Annotated in this window: 15 protein-coding genes; 9 read left to right on the forward strand and 6 right to left on the reverse strand. The window is 70.0% G+C overall.

The genetic code is table 11. The features are described from left to right. Positions 1–122: 122 nt before the first annotated feature. Genes ABZY12_RS06590 through ABZY12_RS06615 form a run of 6 tightly spaced genes read left to right on the forward strand, consistent with a single transcriptional unit; the run spans position 123 to position 12,939 of the window. Positions 123–2,183, forward strand: a complete 2,061-nt coding sequence (locus ABZY12_RS06590) for a hypothetical protein (RefSeq protein WP_356887807.1) — start codon at positions 123–125, stop codon at positions 2,181–2,183. After that, positions 2,180–3,172 (forward strand): hypothetical protein, encoded by a 993-nt coding sequence (locus tag ABZY12_RS06595; RefSeq protein WP_356887809.1) that lies wholly within the window; start codon positions 2,180–2,182, stop codon positions 3,170–3,172. Before ABZY12_RS06590 ends, ABZY12_RS06595 begins: the two co-directional genes overlap by 4 nt. Next, positions 3,169–8,634, forward strand: coding sequence for a DEAD/DEAH box helicase (locus ABZY12_RS06600; protein ID WP_356887811.1), 5,466 nt, complete (start codon positions 3,169–3,171; stop codon positions 8,632–8,634). Before ABZY12_RS06595 ends, ABZY12_RS06600 begins: the two co-directional genes overlap by 4 nt. Beyond that, on the forward strand, positions 8,634–10,376 hold the full coding sequence (locus ABZY12_RS06605) for a hypothetical protein (RefSeq protein WP_356887813.1): 1,743 nt from the start codon (positions 8,634–8,636) through the stop codon (positions 10,374–10,376). Before ABZY12_RS06600 ends, ABZY12_RS06605 begins: the two co-directional genes overlap by 1 nt. Then, positions 10,373–11,182, forward strand: a complete 810-nt coding sequence (locus ABZY12_RS06610; RefSeq protein ID WP_356887815.1) for a hypothetical protein — start codon at positions 10,373–10,375, stop codon at positions 11,180–11,182. Before ABZY12_RS06605 ends, ABZY12_RS06610 begins: the two co-directional genes overlap by 4 nt. Next, positions 11,179–12,939 carry an Hsp70 family protein gene (locus tag ABZY12_RS06615; protein WP_356887817.1) on the forward strand — a complete coding sequence of 587 codons (1,761 nt, stop codon included), beginning with the start codon at positions 11,179–11,181 and terminating at the stop codon, positions 12,937–12,939. Before ABZY12_RS06610 ends, ABZY12_RS06615 begins: the two co-directional genes overlap by 4 nt. A 357-nt stretch (positions 12,940–13,296) precedes the next feature. Here the strand turns inward: ABZY12_RS06615 and ABZY12_RS06620 are convergent, their stop codons facing one another. Genes ABZY12_RS06620 through ABZY12_RS06630 form a run of 3 tightly spaced genes read right to left on the reverse strand, consistent with a single transcriptional unit; the run spans position 13,297 to position 14,874 of the window. Further along, on the reverse strand, positions 13,297–14,007 hold the full coding sequence (locus tag ABZY12_RS06620) for a class I SAM-dependent methyltransferase (protein ID WP_356887819.1): 711 nt from the start codon (positions 14,005–14,007) through the stop codon (positions 13,297–13,299). After that, positions 13,976–14,422, reverse strand: coding sequence for a hypothetical protein (locus tag ABZY12_RS06625; protein ID WP_356887821.1), 447 nt, complete (start codon positions 14,420–14,422; stop codon positions 13,976–13,978). Before ABZY12_RS06625 ends, ABZY12_RS06620 begins: the two co-directional genes overlap by 32 nt. Before the next feature lie 5 nt (positions 14,423–14,427). After that, a complete protein-coding gene (locus ABZY12_RS06630) occupies positions 14,428–14,874 on the reverse strand; it encodes an ATP-binding protein (protein WP_356887823.1) in 447 nt (148 codons plus the stop codon). A gap of 243 nt (positions 14,875–15,117) precedes the next feature. Here ABZY12_RS06630 and ABZY12_RS06635 point away from each other — a divergent pair, with 243 nt between their 5' ends. The 3 genes from ABZY12_RS06635 (at position 15,118) to ABZY12_RS06645 (ending at position 17,102) form a co-directional block, all read left to right on the forward strand. Further along, a complete protein-coding gene (locus ABZY12_RS06635) occupies positions 15,118–15,981 on the forward strand; it encodes a helix-turn-helix transcriptional regulator (RefSeq protein ID WP_356887825.1) in 864 nt (287 codons plus the stop codon). Continuing rightward, complete coding sequence (locus ABZY12_RS06640; RefSeq protein ID WP_137992288.1) at positions 15,982–16,218, forward strand: DUF397 domain-containing protein; 237 nt, start codon at positions 15,982–15,984, stop codon at positions 16,216–16,218. Between the two features lie 77 nt (positions 16,219–16,295). Continuing rightward, on the forward strand, positions 16,296–17,102 hold the full coding sequence (locus ABZY12_RS06645; RefSeq protein ID WP_356887827.1) for an SAM-dependent methyltransferase: 807 nt from the start codon (positions 16,296–16,298) through the stop codon (positions 17,100–17,102). A 125-nt stretch (positions 17,103–17,227) separates the two neighbouring features. Here ABZY12_RS06645 and ABZY12_RS06650 read toward each other — a convergent pair whose 3' ends face one another. From ABZY12_RS06650 to ABZY12_RS06660, 3 genes are read right to left on the reverse strand one after another with little or no spacing between them, the layout of a single operon-like run. Continuing rightward, a complete protein-coding gene (locus ABZY12_RS06650; RefSeq protein WP_356887829.1) occupies positions 17,228–17,824 on the reverse strand; it encodes a hypothetical protein in 597 nt (198 codons plus the stop codon). Between the two features lie 51 nt (positions 17,825–17,875). Beyond that, on the reverse strand, positions 17,876–19,144 hold the full coding sequence (locus tag ABZY12_RS06655; RefSeq protein WP_356887831.1) for a M64 family metallopeptidase: 1,269 nt from the start codon (positions 19,142–19,144) through the stop codon (positions 17,876–17,878). Positions 19,145–19,202: 58 nt separating this feature from the next. Beyond that, positions 19,203–20,546 (reverse strand): 6-phospho-beta-glucosidase, encoded by a 1,344-nt coding sequence (locus tag ABZY12_RS06660; protein ID WP_356887833.1) that lies wholly within the window; start codon positions 20,544–20,546, stop codon positions 19,203–19,205. Position 20,547 lies beyond the last annotated feature (1 nt).

A 20,547-nucleotide genomic window follows, 5' to 3' on the forward strand; every position in this document is an offset into this window, starting at 1 on the left:
GCGCCCGCGAGGGCGTTCGGTAGTGACCCGTTGTCAGTGGCGGGGCTAGGGCGAAGTGGAAGAACGTTCCATGCCGGGAATTTGACGAAATAGGGCATCGGGGCATCTCTTGTGGGGACAGAGTGGATCATTCTTATCAGGGGTGGCAGGAAGCGCTGGCCGAAGAGTTCTTCGGACGGCAGCACGCGGGCCATCCGACGCTCTTCTACGTCGACGACGACGTGGAGCAGGAGCTCAGACACGGGTACGGCCTCGAGGAGCCCCTCGCCCAATGCGTGGGCAGGTTCCTGCGGTTGGGGACCACGGAACCGTACAGCGCACTGGAGGACTACCGCTGGCGCAGGCGGCAGCAGGACAAGGACGGCGTGCCCGCCTTCCTGCCGCTGCTGGCCTGCTCGGTGATGGCCGCGTCCCGGATGGTGAACGACCGGAACCACCGGGCCACCGCCTACCACGCCCGTTTCTCCGAGCTGCTGACCGGCGACGAGAAGCGACTGGGCAGCCACCACTACGAGCCCATATCCCGCATGTGGCAGGTGCTGGCCTCCTGGCAGCACAGCCAGGAGGGCGCGCGGGGCCTGTGCACCCTTCCCACACCCGCCGACCTGCCCTCCAACCGGAGCATGATCGGGTTCGCCCAGTCCCAGGCGCTCCTCAGCGGCGCGGACCGGTCCTTCCTGCCGAAGTTCTTCCGGTCGTTGCGGGAACACGGCACGACCTGGCCCCTGCCGGGGGAGACGCTGCTGGCCCAGATCGAGATCAGAGGCATGGAGCAGCACTTCTCCAAGGGCTTCCGCAACGCCCTGCGGGAGGAGGAGTTCCGCCCCTTCCTCGCGAGGCTGATCGGCAACTACGCCGCTTCCTGGGACGGTTCGGACGAGCTGGTGCCCACTGGTGTCACCCGGGCCGAACTCCTGGTACGGCTGGACGCGGGGCGTCTCAGCTGGGTGGCGCGCCTGCGGTCCGCGGAGCAGGATACGCGCATCGAGCTCAACGGCGGCGTCGTCCTCGAGCAGCTCGGTGACAGCGCCTACTACGAGGTGACGGGCCTGCCCGCACCGAGCGCGGACACTCTCACCAGGGGCATCCGCCGCGACGGGGACGACCTGGTGCTCAGCCGCCCCTCCTGCTCCGTCCTGGTGCTCGCACGGGACGACGTGCTCGGCGTCTGGGCAGACACCGATGGATTCCGCCCGGGAGAGGCACACGTCGTGCTCGCCGCCCCGACCGCGCAGCGGGACGTGCAGCGGCTGCTGGACAAGGCCGCGACCACGGGCCGGAGCGCCGACACCGGCAAGCTCGCCTGGGTGCCACAGGGCTGGTCCCTGCACAAACCCGTCACCTTCCACGACGCGGTCACCCTGCGCCGCGCGCTGATGGAGGTTCAGGGCGCGGTCGGTCTCCTGCATCCCCCGGCGCAGTTCAAGCTCCGCCTCGAGGGCGGGCTGAAGCTCGCGCCCTCGCTCGATCCCCACCTGTACCTGCGGGGAGGCGAGCCCCAGGTGGTCCTCCCGGACGCCACGGAGGGCACGGACACCCTCCTGGTCGACGGAAAGGAGCGGCCCGAGCTCAGGAAGGCGATCGCCGCGGGCCGCCCCGTCCCTCTGGCTGTGCTCCGGTTGGAGCCTGGCCGTCACACGGTGAGTTACGCGGGCGTGGAGATCGGCTTCGCCACCGCGGACCAGGCCGTCGTCGAGCCGAAGGCGACCAGGGTCTGCGGCTTCACCGTCGGGGACGGCAAGGCCTCCCCGTCGCCCTCCGTCCTCGACCAGCAGACCCTGCCGACCGGCATCACCGGCGCCGACTGCACGGGCGCCACCCCCCAGGACGCGGCGACCGTCATGGAGCTGTGTCGCCGGGACGCTGACGAGGTGCTGTTCACGGCGGCCGACGGACGGCTGTGGACGCTGGACATTCCGGAGCGACCGGACTGGTGGACCGAACGCCTCCCCGACACCCCCGCACCGCTCCGCTTCGAAGCATGCTTCCACGGCGTCGGCGGCTGGCTCCTGGAGCGCCGCAGCGGACGCTGGAAGGGCCGCCCGGTGAACCCCGGAACGCCGAAGCCGAAGAGCGCCGGCAACCCGCGGGCCTGGGCCCGCGCCGTCCTCAACGCCCAGCAGGCGTCCGCCGAGCCCTCGTGGGCCGCGTATGTGCAGGCAGCGAAGGAGCTGGACCGATGACGGAACCGATGAGCAGCACCGAGTTCGGCGGGATCCTCCTGCATTGGCTGAGCGAAAGCCGCAGCGGCAAGGCGTCCGCACTGCGCGACGGTGTCCGCGGCCAGGCCCAGGCATGGGGCCTGGAACTCACGGAGTACGCCGACTGGGACTGGATGCGCAAGGCCGCCGCCCTCGGCTTCATCGACGTGGACCCGCGCGCCGATCGCTGGTCGGTGGCCCCGCCGGTGCTGACCCGGCTGCCCCACGCCGACGGTCTCGCGGTGCTGACCGGCGCGCGCACCGCGCGGCTCGGCACGCGCGTCGAGGAGGCGGCACAGGAATGGATGGAGCTGATCACCGTCCCTCACCGGCCGGAGGCCGGTGAGGCTCCGCTGCCCGACACTCTCCTGTTTCAGTACGATGACCCGCGGACCCTGCAGGACGCCGCGAAGTTTCTCAGGGTCCGCCACGTGCCCTGCGCCGCCCTGCAGTTGACGGAGCTGCTTCCGCAGGCGGCGCCGGGCCCCGAGTCCGCACCGCCCGGTGGGAGCACCGCCGGCACGCTGGAGAAGTACGAGCTGCGGCTCCAGCGGTTCGTCCCCGTCACACGGGACGACGAGGACGGCCTGTACCGGTGGCGCGGAGCCGACTACGCACGCCTGACCCGCGTCCGCCGCAACGGCGTCTTCCACGCCGTGGAACGCGAGACAGGCGTCTACCTGGAGCTCGCCCGCCACCGCACCGGCGCGATGCGCTGGCGGTCGGAATCCGGCAAGGGCCGGGCCGGCATCGGCCGGCTCTTCGTCGACCGGTACGCGCCCCTGCCCGCCCTGCACGAGCGCGCGGCCGTCCTGTGCAGCGGCTTCCCGCCCTCGGCGGGCAAGCAGGCGCAGACTCGCGCGTACGACAACGTGCCGAGGGCGCTCGCCGAGGCGATCGCGGCCTCGCTGCGGCAGAACCTGGAGACCATGCCGCGACCGGTAGCGGCCACCGGCGGGAGGGCCAAGTGAGCCTCGAACAGCAGACAGCGACGGTGACGAACACCGAAGTCCAGGACGTCATGGGCACTTTCGACGACCTGCGCAGCGCGCTCTTCCGCTACTACGACACCCCGTTCAGTGTCGAGGACCGTTCCGTCATGGAGGAACGGCGCAACCTCCTGGACCGGGACAACGGGGCCTGGCGCGACCCGCTGATCGAGCTGCGCCCGCAGTACGCCTCTTGGGGCGTCGGCATCGCGGAGTCCTTCGCCGAAGCAGGGGCTCACCCCGACGCGGCCGAGTTCGCCCGCTTCACCCTCCCCGACGGCGTGACCAGCCTCTACCGGCATCAGCACGACGCCCTGGTCGCCGCCTGCGCGGGCAAGGACTTCGTGGTCACCGCGGGCACCGGTTCCGGCAAGACGGAGTCCTTCCTGCTGCCGGTCCTCGCCGACCTGGTCGCAGAGTCCGCCCACTGGCAGGGCACCCGTGCGGTGCAGCCCGAATGGTGGCAGACAGACGGCGACCACGTGCCCAGCCGACAGGGCGAGCACGGGCACCCCGCCGCCCTGCGCGTGCTGGTCCTCTATCCCACCAACGCCCTCGCCGACGACCAACTGGTCCGGCTCCGGAAGTCGCTGGACAGCCGTGAGGCCCATGCATGGCTGGACCGGAAGCGCAACGGACACCGCTTCTACTTCGGCCGCTACACCGGAGCCACCCCCGTCTCCGGCGGCCGCGACTCCGAGCCGGCGAACTTCCGTCTGAAGCAGTACCTGCGGGAGGTCCAGGAACGGCAGCGCAAGGCCGACGAGAAGCTCGACGAGGAACTGCGGCCATTCGTCCCGCGCCTCGGCGGAGCGGAGATGCACGCCCGCTGGGACATGCAGGCCGCGCCGCCGGACATCATGGTCACCAACTACTCGATGCTGAACATCATGCTGCTCCGCAAGCAGGAGGAGCACATCTTCAGCGCCACCAGGAAGTGGCTGGAGGAAACCCCCGGCGCCCGCCTCACCCTGATCCTCGACGAGCTCCACATGTACCGCGGCACGGCCGGCACCGAGGTGGCCTACCTGCTGCGCAACCTCCGCCACCGCCTCGGCCTCGACAAGAGCCCCGAGAAACTGCGTGTACTCGCCGCCTCCGCCTCCCTGGAGGCCGGCCGGGACGACGAGTTCCTCGACGGGTTCTTCGCCCTGCCCGGCTCCCGGCGCGTCATCATCCCCGGGAAGGCGAAGGAGATCCGCGGCGAGGGCGACCTGGCCGCCCACACCGAACGCCTCGCGCAGGCCGCGAAAGCCCCCGTCACCCAGGACGAAGCCGTCGCCCTGGCTCTCGAGACCGGCCTCGGCCCGGCGCTCCAGCGCGCACTCACTCCCGGCGGGAAGCCCCGTGCCCTGCCCGCCCCCGAACTGGCGAAGAACCTCTTCCCGGACGTCCCCGAGGAACAGCGCCAGGACGCCCTCCACGGCGTCCTGCGCGTACTCGGCTCCGCCCAGGACCCTGAACTCCCCCAGCTCCGCGCCCACTTCTTCTTCCGGAACATCGAGGGCATCTGGGCCTGCTCCGACCCGAACTGCCCCCGCATCCCCGTGGAGCACGGCCCCGAACGCCGGGTCGGCCGGCTCTTCGCCGAGCCCACCTCCCGCTGCATTTGCGGCGCCCGCGTACTGGAGCTTCTCTCCTGCCAGGCCTGCGGCGACCTGATGCTCGGCGGGTACGCCAGCCCCAAGGACACCCGGCGGCGCAAGTTCACCGGTGCCCTGCACACCGACTTCCCGGACATGGATCTGCTTCCCGACGAGGCCAGCGGGGCACCCACCGCGGCCAACTACGTCGTGTACTGGCCGCGTACAAAGGGCCTCGGCCTCGACGACCCCGGCTGGCACGCGGGCCTGTCCGACGGCGGGCCGCAAGTCGAGTTCGAGTTCCGCCGCAGCGCCTACCAGCCCGCCACCGGCCGCCTGGAGAACCGGGACGTCCAGCACACCGGATGGTCGTTCCACATCTCCGTGCCCCTGGACAAGGAGGGCAAGAAGCCGGCCCATGACCCGGCCCGGCTTCAGGCCTTCCCCACCCGCTGCCCTGCCTGCGGCGACGACTGGGAGATCAAGTACGACAGGGACGGCCGTTTCATACCGCTGGAATCTCCTGACCGGCTGCGCAGCGCGCCGGTCCGGCGGATGCGCACCGGTTTCTACAAGATCAACCAGGTGCTGGTGACCGAAGCCCTCGGCCACCTTCCCGACGGCCGGCGCAAGGCGATCGCCTTCTCCGACAGCCGCGACGACGCCTCCGAACTCGCCAGCGGTCTCGCCCTCCGCCACCACCAGGACCTTCTCCGCCTGCTCAGCGCCCAAGCCGTCGAGCAGCAGGGAGATCCGTTCCGAGACCTCCAGCTGGTCAAGGCCCACTACGGCGGGGAAGCCGTCGACCGTGCCGGTGCCCGTGCTGCGATGGAACGGCTGCGGGACCGCGACCCGGCGGACTGGGGACGTCTGAAGGCGATCCTCACCGACGACCTCGACGCGGAACCGGAACTCCTGCCCGACCTGGAGCGGAAGTTCTCCGAACTGCCCTCCCTGGACGACCTCGCCTCCGACCTCGAAGGCATGCTGCTGACGTACGGCACCAACCCCGCCGGTCCCGCGGCCTCGCTCCAGCAGACCTCGGCCGGACAGCCCTGGACCGCGCTCTACAACTGGGAGCGGGACCGGGAAGCGGTGGTGGAGACCCAGGCACAGGAGGAACTCCTCAACCGCCTCCGCTCCCGCCTCCGCCTCGAGACCATCGGCAGCCTCTTCTCCGGCGGCGGCCGTGACTTCGAATCGCTCGGACTCGGCTGGCTCTGCCTGCGCGACGACCGCTCGCCCTTGGAGACCGGCCCGGACAGCGATCAGGCCGTGGCGCGTGCCAGTCTGCGGATCCTCGGCCTGATGCGGCGCTTCACCCGGATACGTGCCTCTCTGCAGAGGCCGCCCGCGCCACTGAAGCGTTTCTGGAAGCAGGTCGCCGAACGCCAGGGCACCGATGTGCGGACGATCGAGGACCGGGTGCTCGGCGTCTGGAAGGACGCCGTGGTCGACTACGTCATCAAGCCGGAGAAGGTGGCGCTCCGCCCCGGCGAGAACAAGACCTGGACGTGCCGCTCCTGCCACCGGCCGCATCTTCACCCGGGCGTGGGGCTGTGCACCAAGTGCTCGACCCCTCTGCCCGACGTGCCCCAGCAGTACAACGGAGTCCTCGAAGACGACTACTACGCGTGGAAGGCCGCCCACCGCACCGGTGACTTCCCCCTGCGCACCGCGGAGCTGACCGGCCAGACGGACCGGCTGGAGGCGCAGCGCCGGCAGAGCCTCTTCCAGGACGTCTTCCTCGGCGACGACGACGTCCCGCAGGCGGACGGCCTGGAACTGCTCTCCGTGACCACGACCATGGAGGCCGGTGTCGACATCGGCCCCCTCAACACCGTGATCATGGCCAACATGCCGCCCACCCGCTTCAACTACCAGCAGCGGGTGGGGCGAGCGGGCCGACGCAACAGCCCGGTCGCCGTGGCCCTCACCGTCTGCCGCGGCCGCAGCCACGACGAGCACTACTTCGCCCGACCAGAAGCGATCACCAACGATCCGACTCCGCCGCCCTACCTGGTCCTCGGCATGGTCTCCGTCTTCCGTCGGGTCCTGCTGGGAGAGGTCCTGCGCCAGGCCTTCGAGCCCCTGCAGCCGAAGGACCGCAGGAAGGGGCCGGACATGACGTCCAACGTCCACGGACAGTTCGGCCTCGCCGCCGACTGGCCGACGCACCGTGGTGCCGTGCGCCGCTGGATCGCCGAGCACGAGGACCGCATCGAAGCCGCTGCCGCCGCCTTCCGGGCCGGAACACCGGAGAGCATCGCCGCCATCGATCCGGTGGCCGCCGTCGACGAACTCCTCGTCCACGTCGACGAGGTGGCAGCCCGGACGGTCGGCCACTCCGACCTCAGCCAGCGCCTGGCGGAGGCGGGGCTCCTGCCCATGTTCGGCTTCCCGACCCGCTCCCGCCTCCTCTACCGGAGCATCCCGCGAAGGACCTTCCCCTGGCCGCCGGCCGACTCCGTCAACCGCGACCTGGCTGTTGCCCTCAGCAAGTTCGCACCGGGCAGCGAAACCCCGCAGGACGGCCGTCTGCTCCGCTCCAGGGGAGTGGTCTCCCTCGTCCCGAGCGGTCGCGGAGTTCAGGCCGTCGAAGAGCCGTTCGGACCGGAACAGCTGGTCGCCATGTGCCGGATCTGCTCCCACGTGGACCCGCAGGCTGCCGTCGAGCCGGAAACCGGGAGCGCCGGTACCTGCCCCGCCTGCGGCGCGGAGAGCAAGTACTACAGGGCCGTCCCCTTCCGGGAGCCCGCGGGCTTCCGGGCCGCTCACGAAGCACGGGACTACGACGGCTACCGGGAGCTCGGTTCCAACGCCACCAGCGCACGGACCGCCACCGACCTGGAGAAGACCGCCCCGCGCATCCACCGTGCCGATGACGACTGGATGGTCGTCCACACCGGCAGTGGTGACCGCTACATCGTCAACACCAACTCCGGAAAACTCTTCCGGTTCGCCAAGAACACCGGCCCGTGGCGCGGATACCTCGCTCTGGACAACCCCAAGGCGGAAGCCGACCTGGAGATCGCCCTCGGCGCCACCCAGCACACCGACATGCTCTTCATCGGAGCCAAGGGCGCCCTCGATACGAACCGGGGCCTCCGCTTCGACATCTCGAGGTCCCATCAGATCGACGGCTTCCCCGAGGCATACCACGGCCGGCGCGCCGCCTGGTACTCGCTGGCGGCCCTGCTGCGCCGTGCCGCCGCCCCGCACCTGGACGTGCAGCCGGAGGAACTCCTCAGCGGCATCCACGGCTCGGACGCCCCGGTGGCCGCCCCAGTCATGGCCTACCTGGCGGACAGCCTCGACAACGGCGCGGGCTTCAGCACCTACCTCGGTTCGGAGGAACACATCGACGAGTTCCTCCAGGCGGTCGACCGCTACGTGCACGACCTGGAGGCCGACCATCATGCGCACAACTGCCGCAGCTCCTGCTACGCCTGCCTGCGCGACTACTCCAACATGCGCCTCCACCCGCTCTACGACTGGCGGCTCGCCCGCGACCTGACCGACGCCCTGCGCGGCCGGAAACTGCGGATCGACCCGGATGAGCACGCCGTCCTGTTGAAGGGGTGGGCGGACGAGGAGCCCACCGTCAGTCTCAAGGAGACCGCCGCCGGACCCGTGGCCCTCTTCACCTCGGACTTCACCGGCGAGCCCGTCGCGGTCGCCGTCAAGCATCCGCTGGAGTCCGCCTCCGAGGAGTGTGGGAACGAACGGCTCCAGGCCCTGCGTCACGAGGTCCGTGCCACAGATCTCGCCACCCAGGTGGCCTTCGCCGACTCCTACAGCCTGGACAGGACCCCTGCCGCAGTGATCGAGCAGGTGCACATCTTCGCGGAGGAGCTCTGATGACGGCAGGAATCCCGCTGGGAGCGGGCCAGGATGAGCAAGCCCGCCTGGAGGAGCTGCGGCAGCGCGAGATCGTCCGCCGCCTCGCCCTCCGACAGGCCCGCGCCGAGGGCCGGACTGTCGGGGGAGCTCCGCAGGGCGCGGAAGCCGGCGGCGGCCCCACTCCGGTCGTTCCGCCGCAGAAGCAGCCGGAACCGGAACCGGTCATGCCCCAGCCGATCCCCGAAGGATTCACCGACCGGGAGACCTGGGAACGCGCCCGCTCCTTCGCCGAGCGCATGCTGCCCGACGCCCTGAAGGCGGCGACCGGGACGCTCTCCGCGCAGAAGCTGGCCCGGGCCGCGGCCGATGCGGCGGCCCGGCAGGACGATCCGGTCAAGGGCGTCTCCCTACTCGTCATGGCACAGGAGCACGGGCTGGACGTCTTCAGTGGCCTGCTCGACGACCGCGCCCGCGCCCTCCTGGAGGACAAGCCACTTCCGCTCCTGGGGGATCCGGGCAGCATGTGGCAGATCTACCAGGACGACCGTCGCCTGATGGAGACCGATCTGCCGGCCCCTCAGCAGAGAGCGCTCCTGGCGGAGCTTCCCCGGCCGCTCCTCGACGACTACATCGACGAGGAGTGGATCGGCGCGGTCCCCGAGCCCAACGGCACCTCCCGTGCCGCCTACTTCCGCGCCCGCCTGGACCCGGCGTCCCTCACCGACGAGGAGATGGATTTGCTGGCCTGGCCCCTGGAACGGGAGCGCCGGGAAGCCGGCCCGGGAACGGAACCCGGCCGTGACTGGCCGCAGGACTGGCGCCTGCTGGTGAGGCTGCAGGCCAACGACGCCAAGGCCGTCGCCGAGGAGTGGACCGATCTCCTGCCGCCGACGCAGAAGTTCCTCGGCGCCCTGCGTGAGGTGCGGCGGACCGGCGAGGTCCCGGACGGCCTCGTCGCCGACGAACGACTGTGGGTCCTCCTTGAGCGGATCCACCCCAGCGTGCGCAGCACGAGCAACAAGAGGTTCAACGGCTGGATCGGCGTGCGGACCCTGCTCAGGGCTGTGCGGCAGATGCACCGTGCCCTCCTCCACGGGGACGACGAGACGGCGGAACAGCGGAGGAGGGCTGCGCTCACCATGGCCGCTAGGCTCCGGCACCACTCGCAGCCGGTGCGCTGGGAGGCCCAGAACGTCCAGGCCTACTTGCGCGCGGGCCAGGAGATGACGGAGTCCCTCAAACTTCTGGAGCAGGACGCCGAAGGCCGTCCCCCGGTGCGGGACCAGCTCGGCGGAGGTGCCGTAGCCATGCTGCGGAAGAACCGGAGCTTCCTGGACGCCCGGCCCAGCGGAGAACGCGACCAGCCGCTCAACCCTTATCTGGTGCTCGGCGTGCCCGACGGGGCGGACGACTGGAAGAAGGCCTGGCGCGCCCTGAGGAAGGAGCTCGACGACAGCGGCCGCATCCGGATCAACCGCGCCAAGGACATGATCGAGAAGGCCGAGCGGGAGCAGCAGGAAATACCTCGGTTCGCCGTCCCGCTCGCCCCGCACCGCTGGAAGGAACCCACCGGCACGAGCCACCGGCTGGAACTCCCGCCCGAACCTCTGCAGAGGCTCACCGCGCCGCCCACGGACAGCGACCGCGCGTGGTCCCGCACCGAGGCGGCCCGAGAAATGATCACCAGGGCGACAGAACGCCTTTCCCCGGCTGCCGAAGACCTCGCAGCCCTTGAAGACCCAGAGAGCAGCACATCGTGAGCAGCAAAGCCGGTAAAGGCGACAGTGGTCCCGGCCCCCGTGACGACACCCAGCAGAACCAGGAACACGAATCGACGGACGGGAGCGTACGGAGCCTCGGCGAGGCCAGGGCTGCGGAGAAAAAGCCCTGGAGGCACGCCGACAGTGGGATCCCGGAGTTCACTCCGGGGACCTTGGACGCGGCCGCGATCCTGAAGTCGGTCAACGAGACGCTCCTGCCCGTGGTGGAGAAGGAGCTGGAGGCGGCGACGGGCAAGCTGGGCGCCGCTCTGGCAGACAAGGAGACTGAAGCCGATCTGGTCGCTGCCTTCCGGACCGAGCTGATGCGCCGAGTGCTTCCCCAGTTCACCGAAGCAGTGCGCAAGGGTGTACTGGAGAGTATCCGCACGCGCCAGATGCACCTGTCCCAGCTGGCCGTCCTGCACCGGCAGGCGCTGGAAGCGAAGAAGCTAACGGCAGTGGTGACCCGCCTCGACCACGAGGCGGCGAAGGCCGGTCTGCAGATCGTCGGCGACACCGGCGATCAGTCGCTGTTCAACGTCGTGGAGGACCAGCCCGGCGTGATGGAGAGAGGCCCTGTCACCTTTGAACTCGTCGTGCCGGCCTACGTCGACAACGAGTCCGGGAAGCTCGTCGAACGCGGTTGGCTGCGGGCCGTTGCCGGACAGGAAGCTTTTGCGCCGGGGATGGCCGATCCCAGTGCTGCAACAGACGTGGAGGATCCTGCTCCGGCGCTGACATACAGGCAGACGCTGCGTGCTGCGGTGAGTGGGCGACTTGGTATGACACAAAGGGGAACGCGATGACTTTCGGGATCGACTTCGGCACCAGCAACTCCGTGGTGGCCCACTGGAACGGGCACACCACCGAAGTGCTGCCGGTCGACAGCGACCACGTGCCCGCGCAGTGGCGGATGTCGGAGTTCGAGCAGCTCTTCCCCTCCGTGCTGTCCGTCCGCGACATCCAGCGCACCCTCTGCTTCGGCTGGGAGGCGAAGACCGGCACCAGTGAGCCGCTCGACGCCGTGAAGCGCATGCTGGGCACCCGCTCCGGTGCCGAGAAGGACGGCGACATCGACGGCCTCGAGGTCGCAGCACAGCTCGAGGAGCACCACGCCTGGGTCGGCTCGGAGAAGTTTCACAGCACGGTCGCGGCTGCCGCCCTTTTCAGCCGCATGAAGGACGGTGTCTCCGCCCAGTTGCTCGACCTCTCCGACGCGGTCGTCACCGTCCCCGCCAAGGCGACGGGCGGCGCCCGCTACCGCACGCGTGCCGCGGCAGCGCTCGGCGGAGTGAAGGTCCGGGCCCTGCTCAACGAGCCCACCGCGGCTGCGATCTCGTACGTCCGCGACGTCCCGATCCCCGGCCGTTTCCTCGTTTTCGACTGGGGCGGCGGCACCATCGACGTCACCGTCCTTGAATATGACGACGGACTCTTCGAGGAGCAGACCTCCCGCGGTATCACCGCTCTCGGAGGCCTGGAGTTCGACAATGCGCTGGCCCAGCTGATCCAGCAGAAGGTCGGCCTGACCGCAGACCAGCTCACCAAGGCCGAACGACGGCGTTGGCGCCGGTCGGTCGAGCTGACGAAGATCGCCCTGTCCTCCGTGCCGATGGACGGCGCGCTCTTCTTCGACCTCCCGGTCGGTCTCGCCCCCTCGATCTCGAGGCGTGAGGTCAGGATCACCGCGGCCGAGTACACCGAGGCGATCACCCCGCTCATCACCCGCGCCCTGGAGGCAGTCCAGCAGGCCCTGGAAGACCTGGCCATCACCTCGGACGACATCGACTCCGTCCTGATGATCGGCGGCACCTCGCACATCCCCCAGGTGCGTCACGCCTTGGGCGAGCTCCTCGGCCACGACCGCATCGTCGACAGCGGCCTGTGCCGGCCCATGACCGCCGTCGCCCGAGGCGCGGCCATTTACGCGGCCTCCCTCGACGGCGAACTCGGCGACGACAGCGACTTCTCCCTCGTGACCAGCTACGACCTGGGCACGGCCGTGAGCGCGGGCGAACAGAAGGGCTTCCGCGCCATCATCCGACGTAACGCCACGCTCCCCGCGGAGGGTTCGGCCAACTTCTACCCGGACACGCCGCGCGCTTCCTTCGTGCGTGTGCCGGTGATCGAGGGCGAGGTTGGCTACCCGGCCGACAGCGACCGTGCCTTCCCCTTGGCAAACATCGAGGTGAATCTCCCGACCCGGGAACAGGACATCCGCCGGAACAAGATCGAGATCAAGTTCAGCTACAACGAGAGCGGCATCCTGCGCTTCACCGCCACCCACGCGGCGACCGGCAAGCAGCTCGCCGAGCGCGAGATCGACTCCTTCGGCCCCGACGGCACTCCGCTGCAGCAGGGCCTCGACGATGAGCTGACCCGCCTCTTGGCCCACACCGTCCGCCCGTTCGCCGACGGCTCCTCCAACGTCCGACACCTCTCGGCAGCCGAAGCGGCCAATGCCCGCCCCGCACCGATCGACATGACCGTGCGCGTGGTGGAGGCCGACCCTGCGGTAACGGTCAACGGCGAGCCGCAGGGAGTGGTGACGAGGGGACTTTGACCAGCCTCTGGCCTCTGGTGGGTAATCTCCGGGTGCGCCAGTAGCTCGCTCCACCCGTACCGCTTCAGAATGGCTTCACAGCCTGTGAGCTGCGGCTTTGCCGGACGATCAGCTGGCTCGGTGGTACTCATTGATCAGTCCGACGACGGCTTGCCGGTGTTCGATCCGGGCGTAGGTGCATCCCTTCAATAAAATGCATGTGCGTTCACTTGGGGAGTGATCTTGCGACTCGCGGGAACCTCAACATCAATTGCCTCTGTAGTGCCTGGTCAAGGGAACTCGTGAACGACCCACCACGCAAGAGTGCCGGTCGAGATCTCTCTCGACCGGCACTCTTCGTTTTTCACCACTCGTTTTTCACGACCTGCGCGCCACCACCAGGCGGCAGCGCGGGCTGCCGTCCTCCCGGCGGCCCAGGGACTCCATCGGCAGCAGGTCCACCGTGAAGCCCGCCCGTTCCAGGTTCGCCAGGACGTCCGCGAGGCGGAAGGTGCGGTAGTACATGACGAACGGTGGCCGGCGCACCGCGTTCCGCAGACGCATCACGGCGTCGAAGCCGAACAGGGTCCAGTACGGCAGGGAGCCGACCCGGGGCGGGGCCGGGAGCGGGAAGGCCAGGGTGCCGCCCGGGCGGAGGGCGGCGTGGATCCGGGTGAAGAGCGGCGGCTGCTCCTCCGGGAGGAAGTGGCCGAAGGCGCCGAAGCTGACCGCCAGGTCGAAGGCGCCGTCGAAGGGGAGGGCCAGGGCGTCCGCGCGGACCAGGGTGGCCGCGGGGTGGGCGCGCCGCGCCTGGGCCAGCATGCCCGCGCTGAAGTCGACGCCCGTGACCCGGCCCGTGCACACCTCCTCCAGAACGCGCAGGCCGGCGCCCGTGCCGCAGCACACGTCGAGGCCCGCGCCGAACGGGCCCAGCGGGCGGAGCGTCTCGGTCACCGCGTCCAGGAGGCGGTCCGAGGTGCGGAAAGGGGTCTCGTCGAACTTCGTCGCCAGCAGGTCGTAGCCGTGCTCCACCGAGGAGAGCGCCTGCACGGCCAGCTCACGGAGCGTCGGGCCCTGGGGGGTGAACATGTGCCGACACTACGCCGTCCCCCCGCCTGCCCTGTACGGGCCAGGACGGAGCGATGCCGGTCAGCTGACAGACGAGCAGGTAGAGCGGGATCGGCGGAGTGTACGGAGACAAGCCGTCCGGGTGGTGGATCAGGCGGGGGCGGCGGTCGGGGATCTCGGCCCCGTGGGCGTAGCAGGCCGGCATCGGCCACCGGAGGTCCAGATCGGAGCCGGCCGGGACCAGCCACCACCACCAGTCGGTGTCCGCGTAGACGCAGCCCTTCGAGGGCAGCCGGGACAGGACGCGGAATCCGTAGCGGACCGGCACCCCCACCGCGTCGCAGCCCAGAGCGGTCGAGAAGCCCGCGGGAACGACCAGATGCGTCGCATCGGCCGCCGCCGCCCTGCGGGCCCGCGGCGTCAGCAGGGTCGCCATCGACCTCAGCACGGCTGTCCCGTGCCGTGGGCCAGTTCCGCCCAGACGATTCTGGCCGTCCCGTGGCCGGTGCTGTCCGCACCCCAGGCGCTGCACAGGGCGTCCACCAGGACCAGGCCCCGGCCGCGTTCCTCCTCGCCGCAGTCGCGTATCAGCGGATCGGCCGCGCCGCCCTCGTCCCGTACCGCTATGCGCAACTGCTCCTCCCCTTCGCGCAGTTCGCAGACGATGTGGCTGCTCGCGGTGTGCACGACCGCGTTGGTGACCAGCTCCGAGACGATGAGGGTGACCGTGTCGCGTATCTCCGGATCGCAGCCCCAGAGGATCAGGCGCTCCTCCGCCAGTCGGCGGGCGCGTGCCACCGACACGGTGCGGGCCGGGAGCTCGAAGGCGAACCGGCGAACGTCGGGGGTATCGGTCCGTGGGCGCTGGGTCGTGACGCGAGGGCTCATAAGGCCTGAGGGGAGCGCGTTACCAGAAGCCACGACCGGTTCCTCACAACAGTGGGTAAGCAGTGCCGTACATCGCCCCCACCGTGGCGACGCGCGGCAGCAGCGCGTACTGGTTCACCGGAATACTTTGCTCCCGTAGCGGACACTTGGCAAGTGGCACTCTGAAAATTGCAGAGTGCTGTGTTCTCTCTGGCCTTCTTCATGGCACACTCGGTCCAAACAGCGCGTCGGGGAGGTCTGGGAGTGAGCGAGCCGCGGTCCGCCCCCACGGTGGGACAGGTCGTTCTCGGCAAGCGACTGCAGGATCTGCGCGAGCGCGCCGGCCTGAAGCGCGAGGAGGCCGCCAGGATCCTCCGGGTCGCCCCGGCCACCATCCGCCGGATGGAGACGGCGGAAGTTGCGCTGAAGATTCCGTACGTACAGCTCCTGTTGAAGGCGTACGGCATCACGGACTCCGAGGCGGAGGGGTTCATCGCCCTCGCCGAGGAGGCCAATCTGCCCGGCTGGTGGCAGCGGTTCCACGATGTGCTGCCCGGCTGGTTCTCCATGTACGTCAGCCTGGAGGGGGCCGCGAGCCTCATCCGGGAGTACGAGCCCCAGTTCATCCCCGGTCTGCTGCAGACCGAGGGGTACGCCCGCGCCATCCTGCGCGGCGGGGCCGTCGGCGGCGGCGATGCCGAGGAGATCGAACGTCATGTAGCCCTGCGGATGGAGCGGCAGTCCCTGCTGACCAGGGACGACGCGCCGAAGTTCTGGGTGATCATGGACGAGACGGTGTTCCGCAGACCGGTCGGCGACGGGCCCCAAGTGATGCGCGACCAGCTCGACCGGCTGCTCGAAGCGTCCGAGCTGCCGAACGTCACCCTGCAGATCGCGGAGTTCGCGTCCGGCCATCACCCCGGCACCTACGGACCGTTCGTCCTCTTCCGCTTCGCCATGCCCGAACTCCCGGACATGGTCTACAGCGAGTACCTGACCGGCGCCGTCTATCTCGACGCGCGCCCCGAGGTGTCCTCACACCTCGAGGTCATGGACCGCATGGCGGCCCAGGCCGCGACTGCACAACGCACGAAGGAGATTCTCCGGAATCTCCGCAAGGAGCTGTGAATGGATCGCATATACAACGGCATGCCCGCCGCGGATCTCGGTGCCGAGGGATGGCACAAGCCGTGGAGCGGCGGGAACGGGGGCAACTGCGTGGAGGCCATGAAGCTGGCCGACGGCAGAGTCGCCGTGCGACAGTCCGCAGACCCTGAGGGACCCGCGCTCATCTACACCCACGGGGAGATCGCCGCCTTCATCCAAGGCGCGAAATCCGGCCAAGCCGACTTTCTGCTCACCTGACCCTTCCGTAACGCCCCTACCGTCGAGTAACTCTTGCTCCCTAGACCGCCGTTCCTCTCCGTTGACCAGGAGTGCCGATGACCCAGGACCCAGCAGCCGTACGGATCGACACCAGCAAGCCGCATCCGGCGCGGATGTACGACTGGTTCCTGGGCGGCAAGGACAACTACCCGGTCGACGAGGAGATGGCCAGGCAGCTCCTCACCGTCGACGCCCGCGGCCGGGACATGGCCCGCGTCAACAGGGCCTTCATGCACCGCGCCATCCGCTGGCTGGGTGCCAACGGCGTACGCCAGTACCTGGACATCGGCACCGGCATCCCGACCGAGCCCAACCTGCACCAGATCGCCCAGCGGGTCGCGCCCGAGTCGCGGATCGTCTACTGCGACAACGACCCGATCGTGCTCGCGCACGCGGCCGCCCTGCTGCGCTCGACTCCCGAAGGCGCCACCGAGTACATCCAGGCGGACGCCCGCGAGCCCGAGGTCATCCTCGAGAGGGCCGGAAAGGTCCTTGACTTCGACCAGCCCATCGCCCTGTCCATGCTCGCCCTGCTGCACTTCGTCGGGGACGAGGACGGGGCGTACGACCTGGTCGCCAAGATCGTCGAGAAGCTCGCGCCGGGCAGCTACCTCGTTCTCTCCCACGTCACCGGGGATTTCGACCCCGAGGGCGCGGCGAAGGCCGTCGGCATGTACAAGGCGCGCGGGCTGACCCTGCGGCCGCGCTCCCGAGACGAACTGGCCGCGTTCTTCGACGGTATGGAGTTCGTCGAGCCCGGTGTGTCCCTCACCGCGGAGTGGCACCCGGAGCTGGGCGATCCCGTTCCGGTCCAGGGCGACGGCCCGATCCCGGGCTGGGCCGCCGTCGCGCGCAAGCCCTGACCGAAGAGCGGGCCCCTTCGAGGAATGCCCGCGGGCCGTCGCACGGCCCGCGGGCTTCGCCGTCATCTCCTGCCGGGCTCCTGCCCGCTCTTGCCGGTTCCTGCCGGCGCTGACGGTTCCGGTCGTCAGCTCCCCGGCTTCACCAGGGTGACCAGGAACTTCTTCGCGGCCCCCACGTTCCCCGCCGCGTCGATCGTGCGGTACTCCACCGTGTGGGTGCCGTAGTCCGGCGTCGCGTCGTCCCACGGGACCGCCCGGCTCCTGCCCAGCTTGCCGTAGACGAGACCGTCGATGACCGTGCCGCTGGGGGAGAAGCGGAAGGGCGCGTCGGCGTCCGTCGGCCAGCCGTAGTACGTGTACCAGCCGTCGCCGTCCACCCGGAACTGGCTCACCACGACCCCCGGCCGGTCGTCCCGGGCCGTCAGCCGCATGGTGAACTCGCCGTCGTAGACGTACTCGACGGGCCGGCCGGGGCGCGTGACCGTGCGGGACGGCGGCGACAGCTCGTACGAGGCGGTCGCCGGACGGGCGTCCACCGTCCACCTCAACACCGCGTCCGAGCCGGGTATCCGGGCCGTCAGCGTGTGCGTACCGGAGGCGAGCCGCAGGGAACGCAGGTCCAGATCACGGTCGTTGCCCGGATTGGCGACAGCCCGCCCGTCGAGGCTCCACCGTACGGCGGGCGTGCGGTGCGCCGGATGGGTGGTGTCGGCATGGACCACCGACCGAGCGCCGACCGGCGTCCCCGTCGGGGTGTGACCGGTGAACGCGGCCTAGACGTCGTCCCGGGGCGTGGTGAGCGCGGTGTCCACCCTCCAGCCGACGGTACGGGTGAGGGCGGCCGAACCGCGTACCGCCGGGTCCCGGACGAACGGCGTCGGATCGCTCACCGTCGCCGTCAGGGTGTGGGTGCCGGGGGCGAGATCGAGCGACCGCAGGTCCAGGGTGCGCGCGTTGCCGGTGTTCAGGGGACGGTCGTCCAGCCGCCACCGGACGTCGAGTTCGCCTCCGACCGGATGCAGGGTGTCCACCCACACCGTCCGGTCCGCTCCGACCGGTGCCGTGTTGGGCGTGTGGTCCTGGACCAGGTTCACCTTGGCCGAGATCGCCTGGACCATCACCTCCCGCTCCACCTGGTCGAAGGCGTACCCGAGCGTCTTCATCAGCGAGTGCGCGCTCGGCCGCCAGACGCCCTTGGTGCTGTACATCCCGCCCTCGAACCGGCCGATGACACCGCCCGACTCGCTCTTCTCGCCGAGCCAGCGCCACCACTTGGCGCGCTGGTCCCGCATCTGCCCCTCGGTCAGGAGGGTGTGGTGGGTCGACGAGGGCTCCGGACCGGAGTATGTGCCGCCGGGGACTCCGCGCGCGTAGTAGTCGTACTCGTCCTGGAGCTTGCCGAGGGAATGGCCGATCTCGTGCGGGGTGATGAGCGAGGAGAGCGCGTTCCCGCCGGACGCGGTGGCGTAACTGCCGCCCGCGCCGCCGTAGGTGTCGCTGTTGGCGAGCGCCACGATCTGCCGGTTGGCGCCGCTCGCTCCCGGCACGAGATCGGCCAGGGCGACGGCCCGCCGGCTGTCGACGGTGAGCAGCCGTTGCACGCTGTCCGGGTTGCAGCCGCCCCAGAAGCCCATGTTCAGCGGGGTGTCACGGGCCGGCGCGTCGAGGCCGGGGTCGCAGTCCACACCGGAGTCGGGCGACGGGATCTCCACCGCCCAGACGTTGATGTAGGAGCGGTAGGAGGCGAAGGGCTCGACGCTCCACAGGACGTTCAGGTGCTTGTCGACGTCGGCCCGGAAGTCGCTCATCTCGTCCGCGGTGTAACCGTCGCCCATGACCACCAGGTTGAACCGCTTGTCGGCGGGGCCGGTGGTCTGGACGGGGACGACGGTGGCCGCCTCGGTGACGGAGGTGGTCATGGCGCCCTGGGCGGGGGCCGGTTCGGCGACGGCCGGTCCGGCCGCCACCGGACCGGCGGCCAGCAGGCAGGCCGTCCCGAGTCCGGTCGCCACCCTGCGCAGACGTGTGCCAGGAAAGGTCATGGGGCGCGAGCGTATGCCGTGCCCTCAGTGGCGTAAAGGTGTTCGTCAGCCGTACGACTCACCTTCGCAGATAGGACAGTCCGGCATGCGCGTCCGTGTATCCGTCGACCAGCCGGCGCGCCACCGTGACGGAGTCGACCAGCGGATGGAGCGCGAACGCCTTGACCGCCGTCGCCCGCGAGCCGCTCTCCGCCGCCGCGAGAACCTCGCGCTCGACCGCCTTGACCGCCGTCACCAGACCCACCGCGTGGTACGGCAGGGGCGCCACGGAGACCGGATGGGCGCCGGCCGCGTCCACGAAGCAGGGGACCTCGATGACCGCGTCCGTGTCGAGCACCGACAGGGTCGTACGGTTGCGGACGTTGAGGATCAGCGTGGCGCGTTCGTTGCGCGCGATGGCCCGCATCAGGGCCAGCGCCACCTTCTCGTAACCGCCCGACTCCAGATCGTCCTCGTCGCGCTCGCCGACGCCCGCCGCCTCCCGGTTGGCGGCCATGTAGGTCGCCTCGCGGTCGGCGAGGGTGCGCCGCCAGGTCGCAAGCGCCGGTGTGTCCGACTTGCCCATCTCCTCGTAGAATCCGGCCTGTTGGTCCCGAAGATAGGCTCCGCGTGTCCGCTCGGCCTGCTGATAGGCGCGTACGGCCTCGCGGTTGAAGTAGTAGTAGTGCAGGTACTCGTTGGGGATCGCGCCCAGTGATCGCAGCCACTCAGCGCCGAAGAGCTTGCCCTCCTCGAACGAGCCGAGGGCCTGCTCGTCCGCGAGCAGCCGCGGCAGCACGTCCCGGCCGCCGACGCGCAGACCTCGCAGCCAGCCGAGGTGGTTGAGGCCGACGTAGTCGATCCACGCCTCGTCGGGGTCGGCGCCCAGCACCCGGGCGACCCGGCGGCCGAGCCCCACGGGGGAGTCGCAGATGCCGATCACCCGGTCGCCGAGGACCCGGGACATCGCCTCGGTGACCAGACCGGCCGGGTTGGTGAAGTTGATGACCCAGGCATCCGGGGCCAGTTCGGCGATCCGCCGTGCGATGTGCGTCGCGACCGGCACCGTCCGCAGCCCGTAGGCGACCCCGCCCGCCCCGACCGTCTCCTGGCCCAGCACCCCTTCGGCGAGCGCGATCCGCTCGTCGGCCGCCCGTCCCTCCAGCCCTCCGACCCGGATCGCCGAGAAGACGAAGTCGGCTCCGCGCAGCGCCTCGTCGAGATCCGTGGTCGCCGTCACCTCCGGGGCGTCCGGCACCCCGGCTCCCTGTTCGGCGAGCACCCGGGCGACGGCCGAGAGCCGCCCGCCGTCGAGGTCGTACAGCGTCACATGGGTGACCCGGCCCTCGGCATGGTCCCCGAGCAGGGCGCCGTACACGAGCGGCACCCGGAATCCGCCGCCTCCGAGAATCGTCAGTTTCATG

The sequence above is a fragment of the Streptomyces sp. NPDC006551 genome (genome assembly GCF_040611675.1).
Classification (GTDB): domain Bacteria; phylum Actinomycetota; class Actinomycetes; order Streptomycetales; family Streptomycetaceae; genus Streptomyces.

What these genes read in the sequence shown, in the direction of transcription:
- ABZY12_RS06595 (WP_356887809.1), top strand. Translation starts at nt 2,180, where the DNA reads ATGACGGAACCGATGAGCAGCACCGAGTTCGGCGGGATCCTCCTGCAT.
- ABZY12_RS06605 (WP_356887813.1), top strand. Translation starts at nt 8,634, where the DNA reads ATGACGGCAGGAATCCCGCTGGGAGCGGGCCAGGATGAGCAAGCCCGC.
- ABZY12_RS06615 (WP_356887817.1), top strand. Translation starts at nt 11,179, where the DNA reads ATGACTTTCGGGATCGACTTCGGCACCAGCAACTCCGTGGTGGCCCAC.
- ABZY12_RS06620 (WP_356887819.1), bottom strand. Translation starts at nt 14,007, where the DNA reads ATGTTCACCCCCCAGGGCCCGACGCTCCGTGAGCTGGCCGTGCAGGCG.
- ABZY12_RS06625 (WP_356887821.1), bottom strand. Translation starts at nt 14,422, where the DNA reads ATGGCGACCCTGCTGACGCCGCGGGCCCGCAGGGCGGCGGCGGCCGAT.
- ABZY12_RS06630 (WP_356887823.1), bottom strand. Translation starts at nt 14,874, where the DNA reads ATGAGCCCTCGCGTCACGACCCAGCGCCCACGGACCGATACCCCCGAC.
- ABZY12_RS06640 (WP_137992288.1), top strand. Translation starts at nt 15,982, where the DNA reads ATGGATCGCATATACAACGGCATGCCCGCCGCGGATCTCGGTGCCGAG.
- ABZY12_RS06645 (WP_356887827.1), top strand. Translation starts at nt 16,296, where the DNA reads ATGACCCAGGACCCAGCAGCCGTACGGATCGACACCAGCAAGCCGCAT.
- ABZY12_RS06655 (WP_356887831.1), bottom strand. Translation starts at nt 19,144, where the DNA reads ATGACCTTTCCTGGCACACGTCTGCGCAGGGTGGCGACCGGACTCGGG.
- ABZY12_RS06660 (WP_356887833.1), bottom strand. Translation starts at nt 20,546, where the DNA reads ATGAAACTGACGATTCTCGGAGGCGGCGGATTCCGGGTGCCGCTCGTG.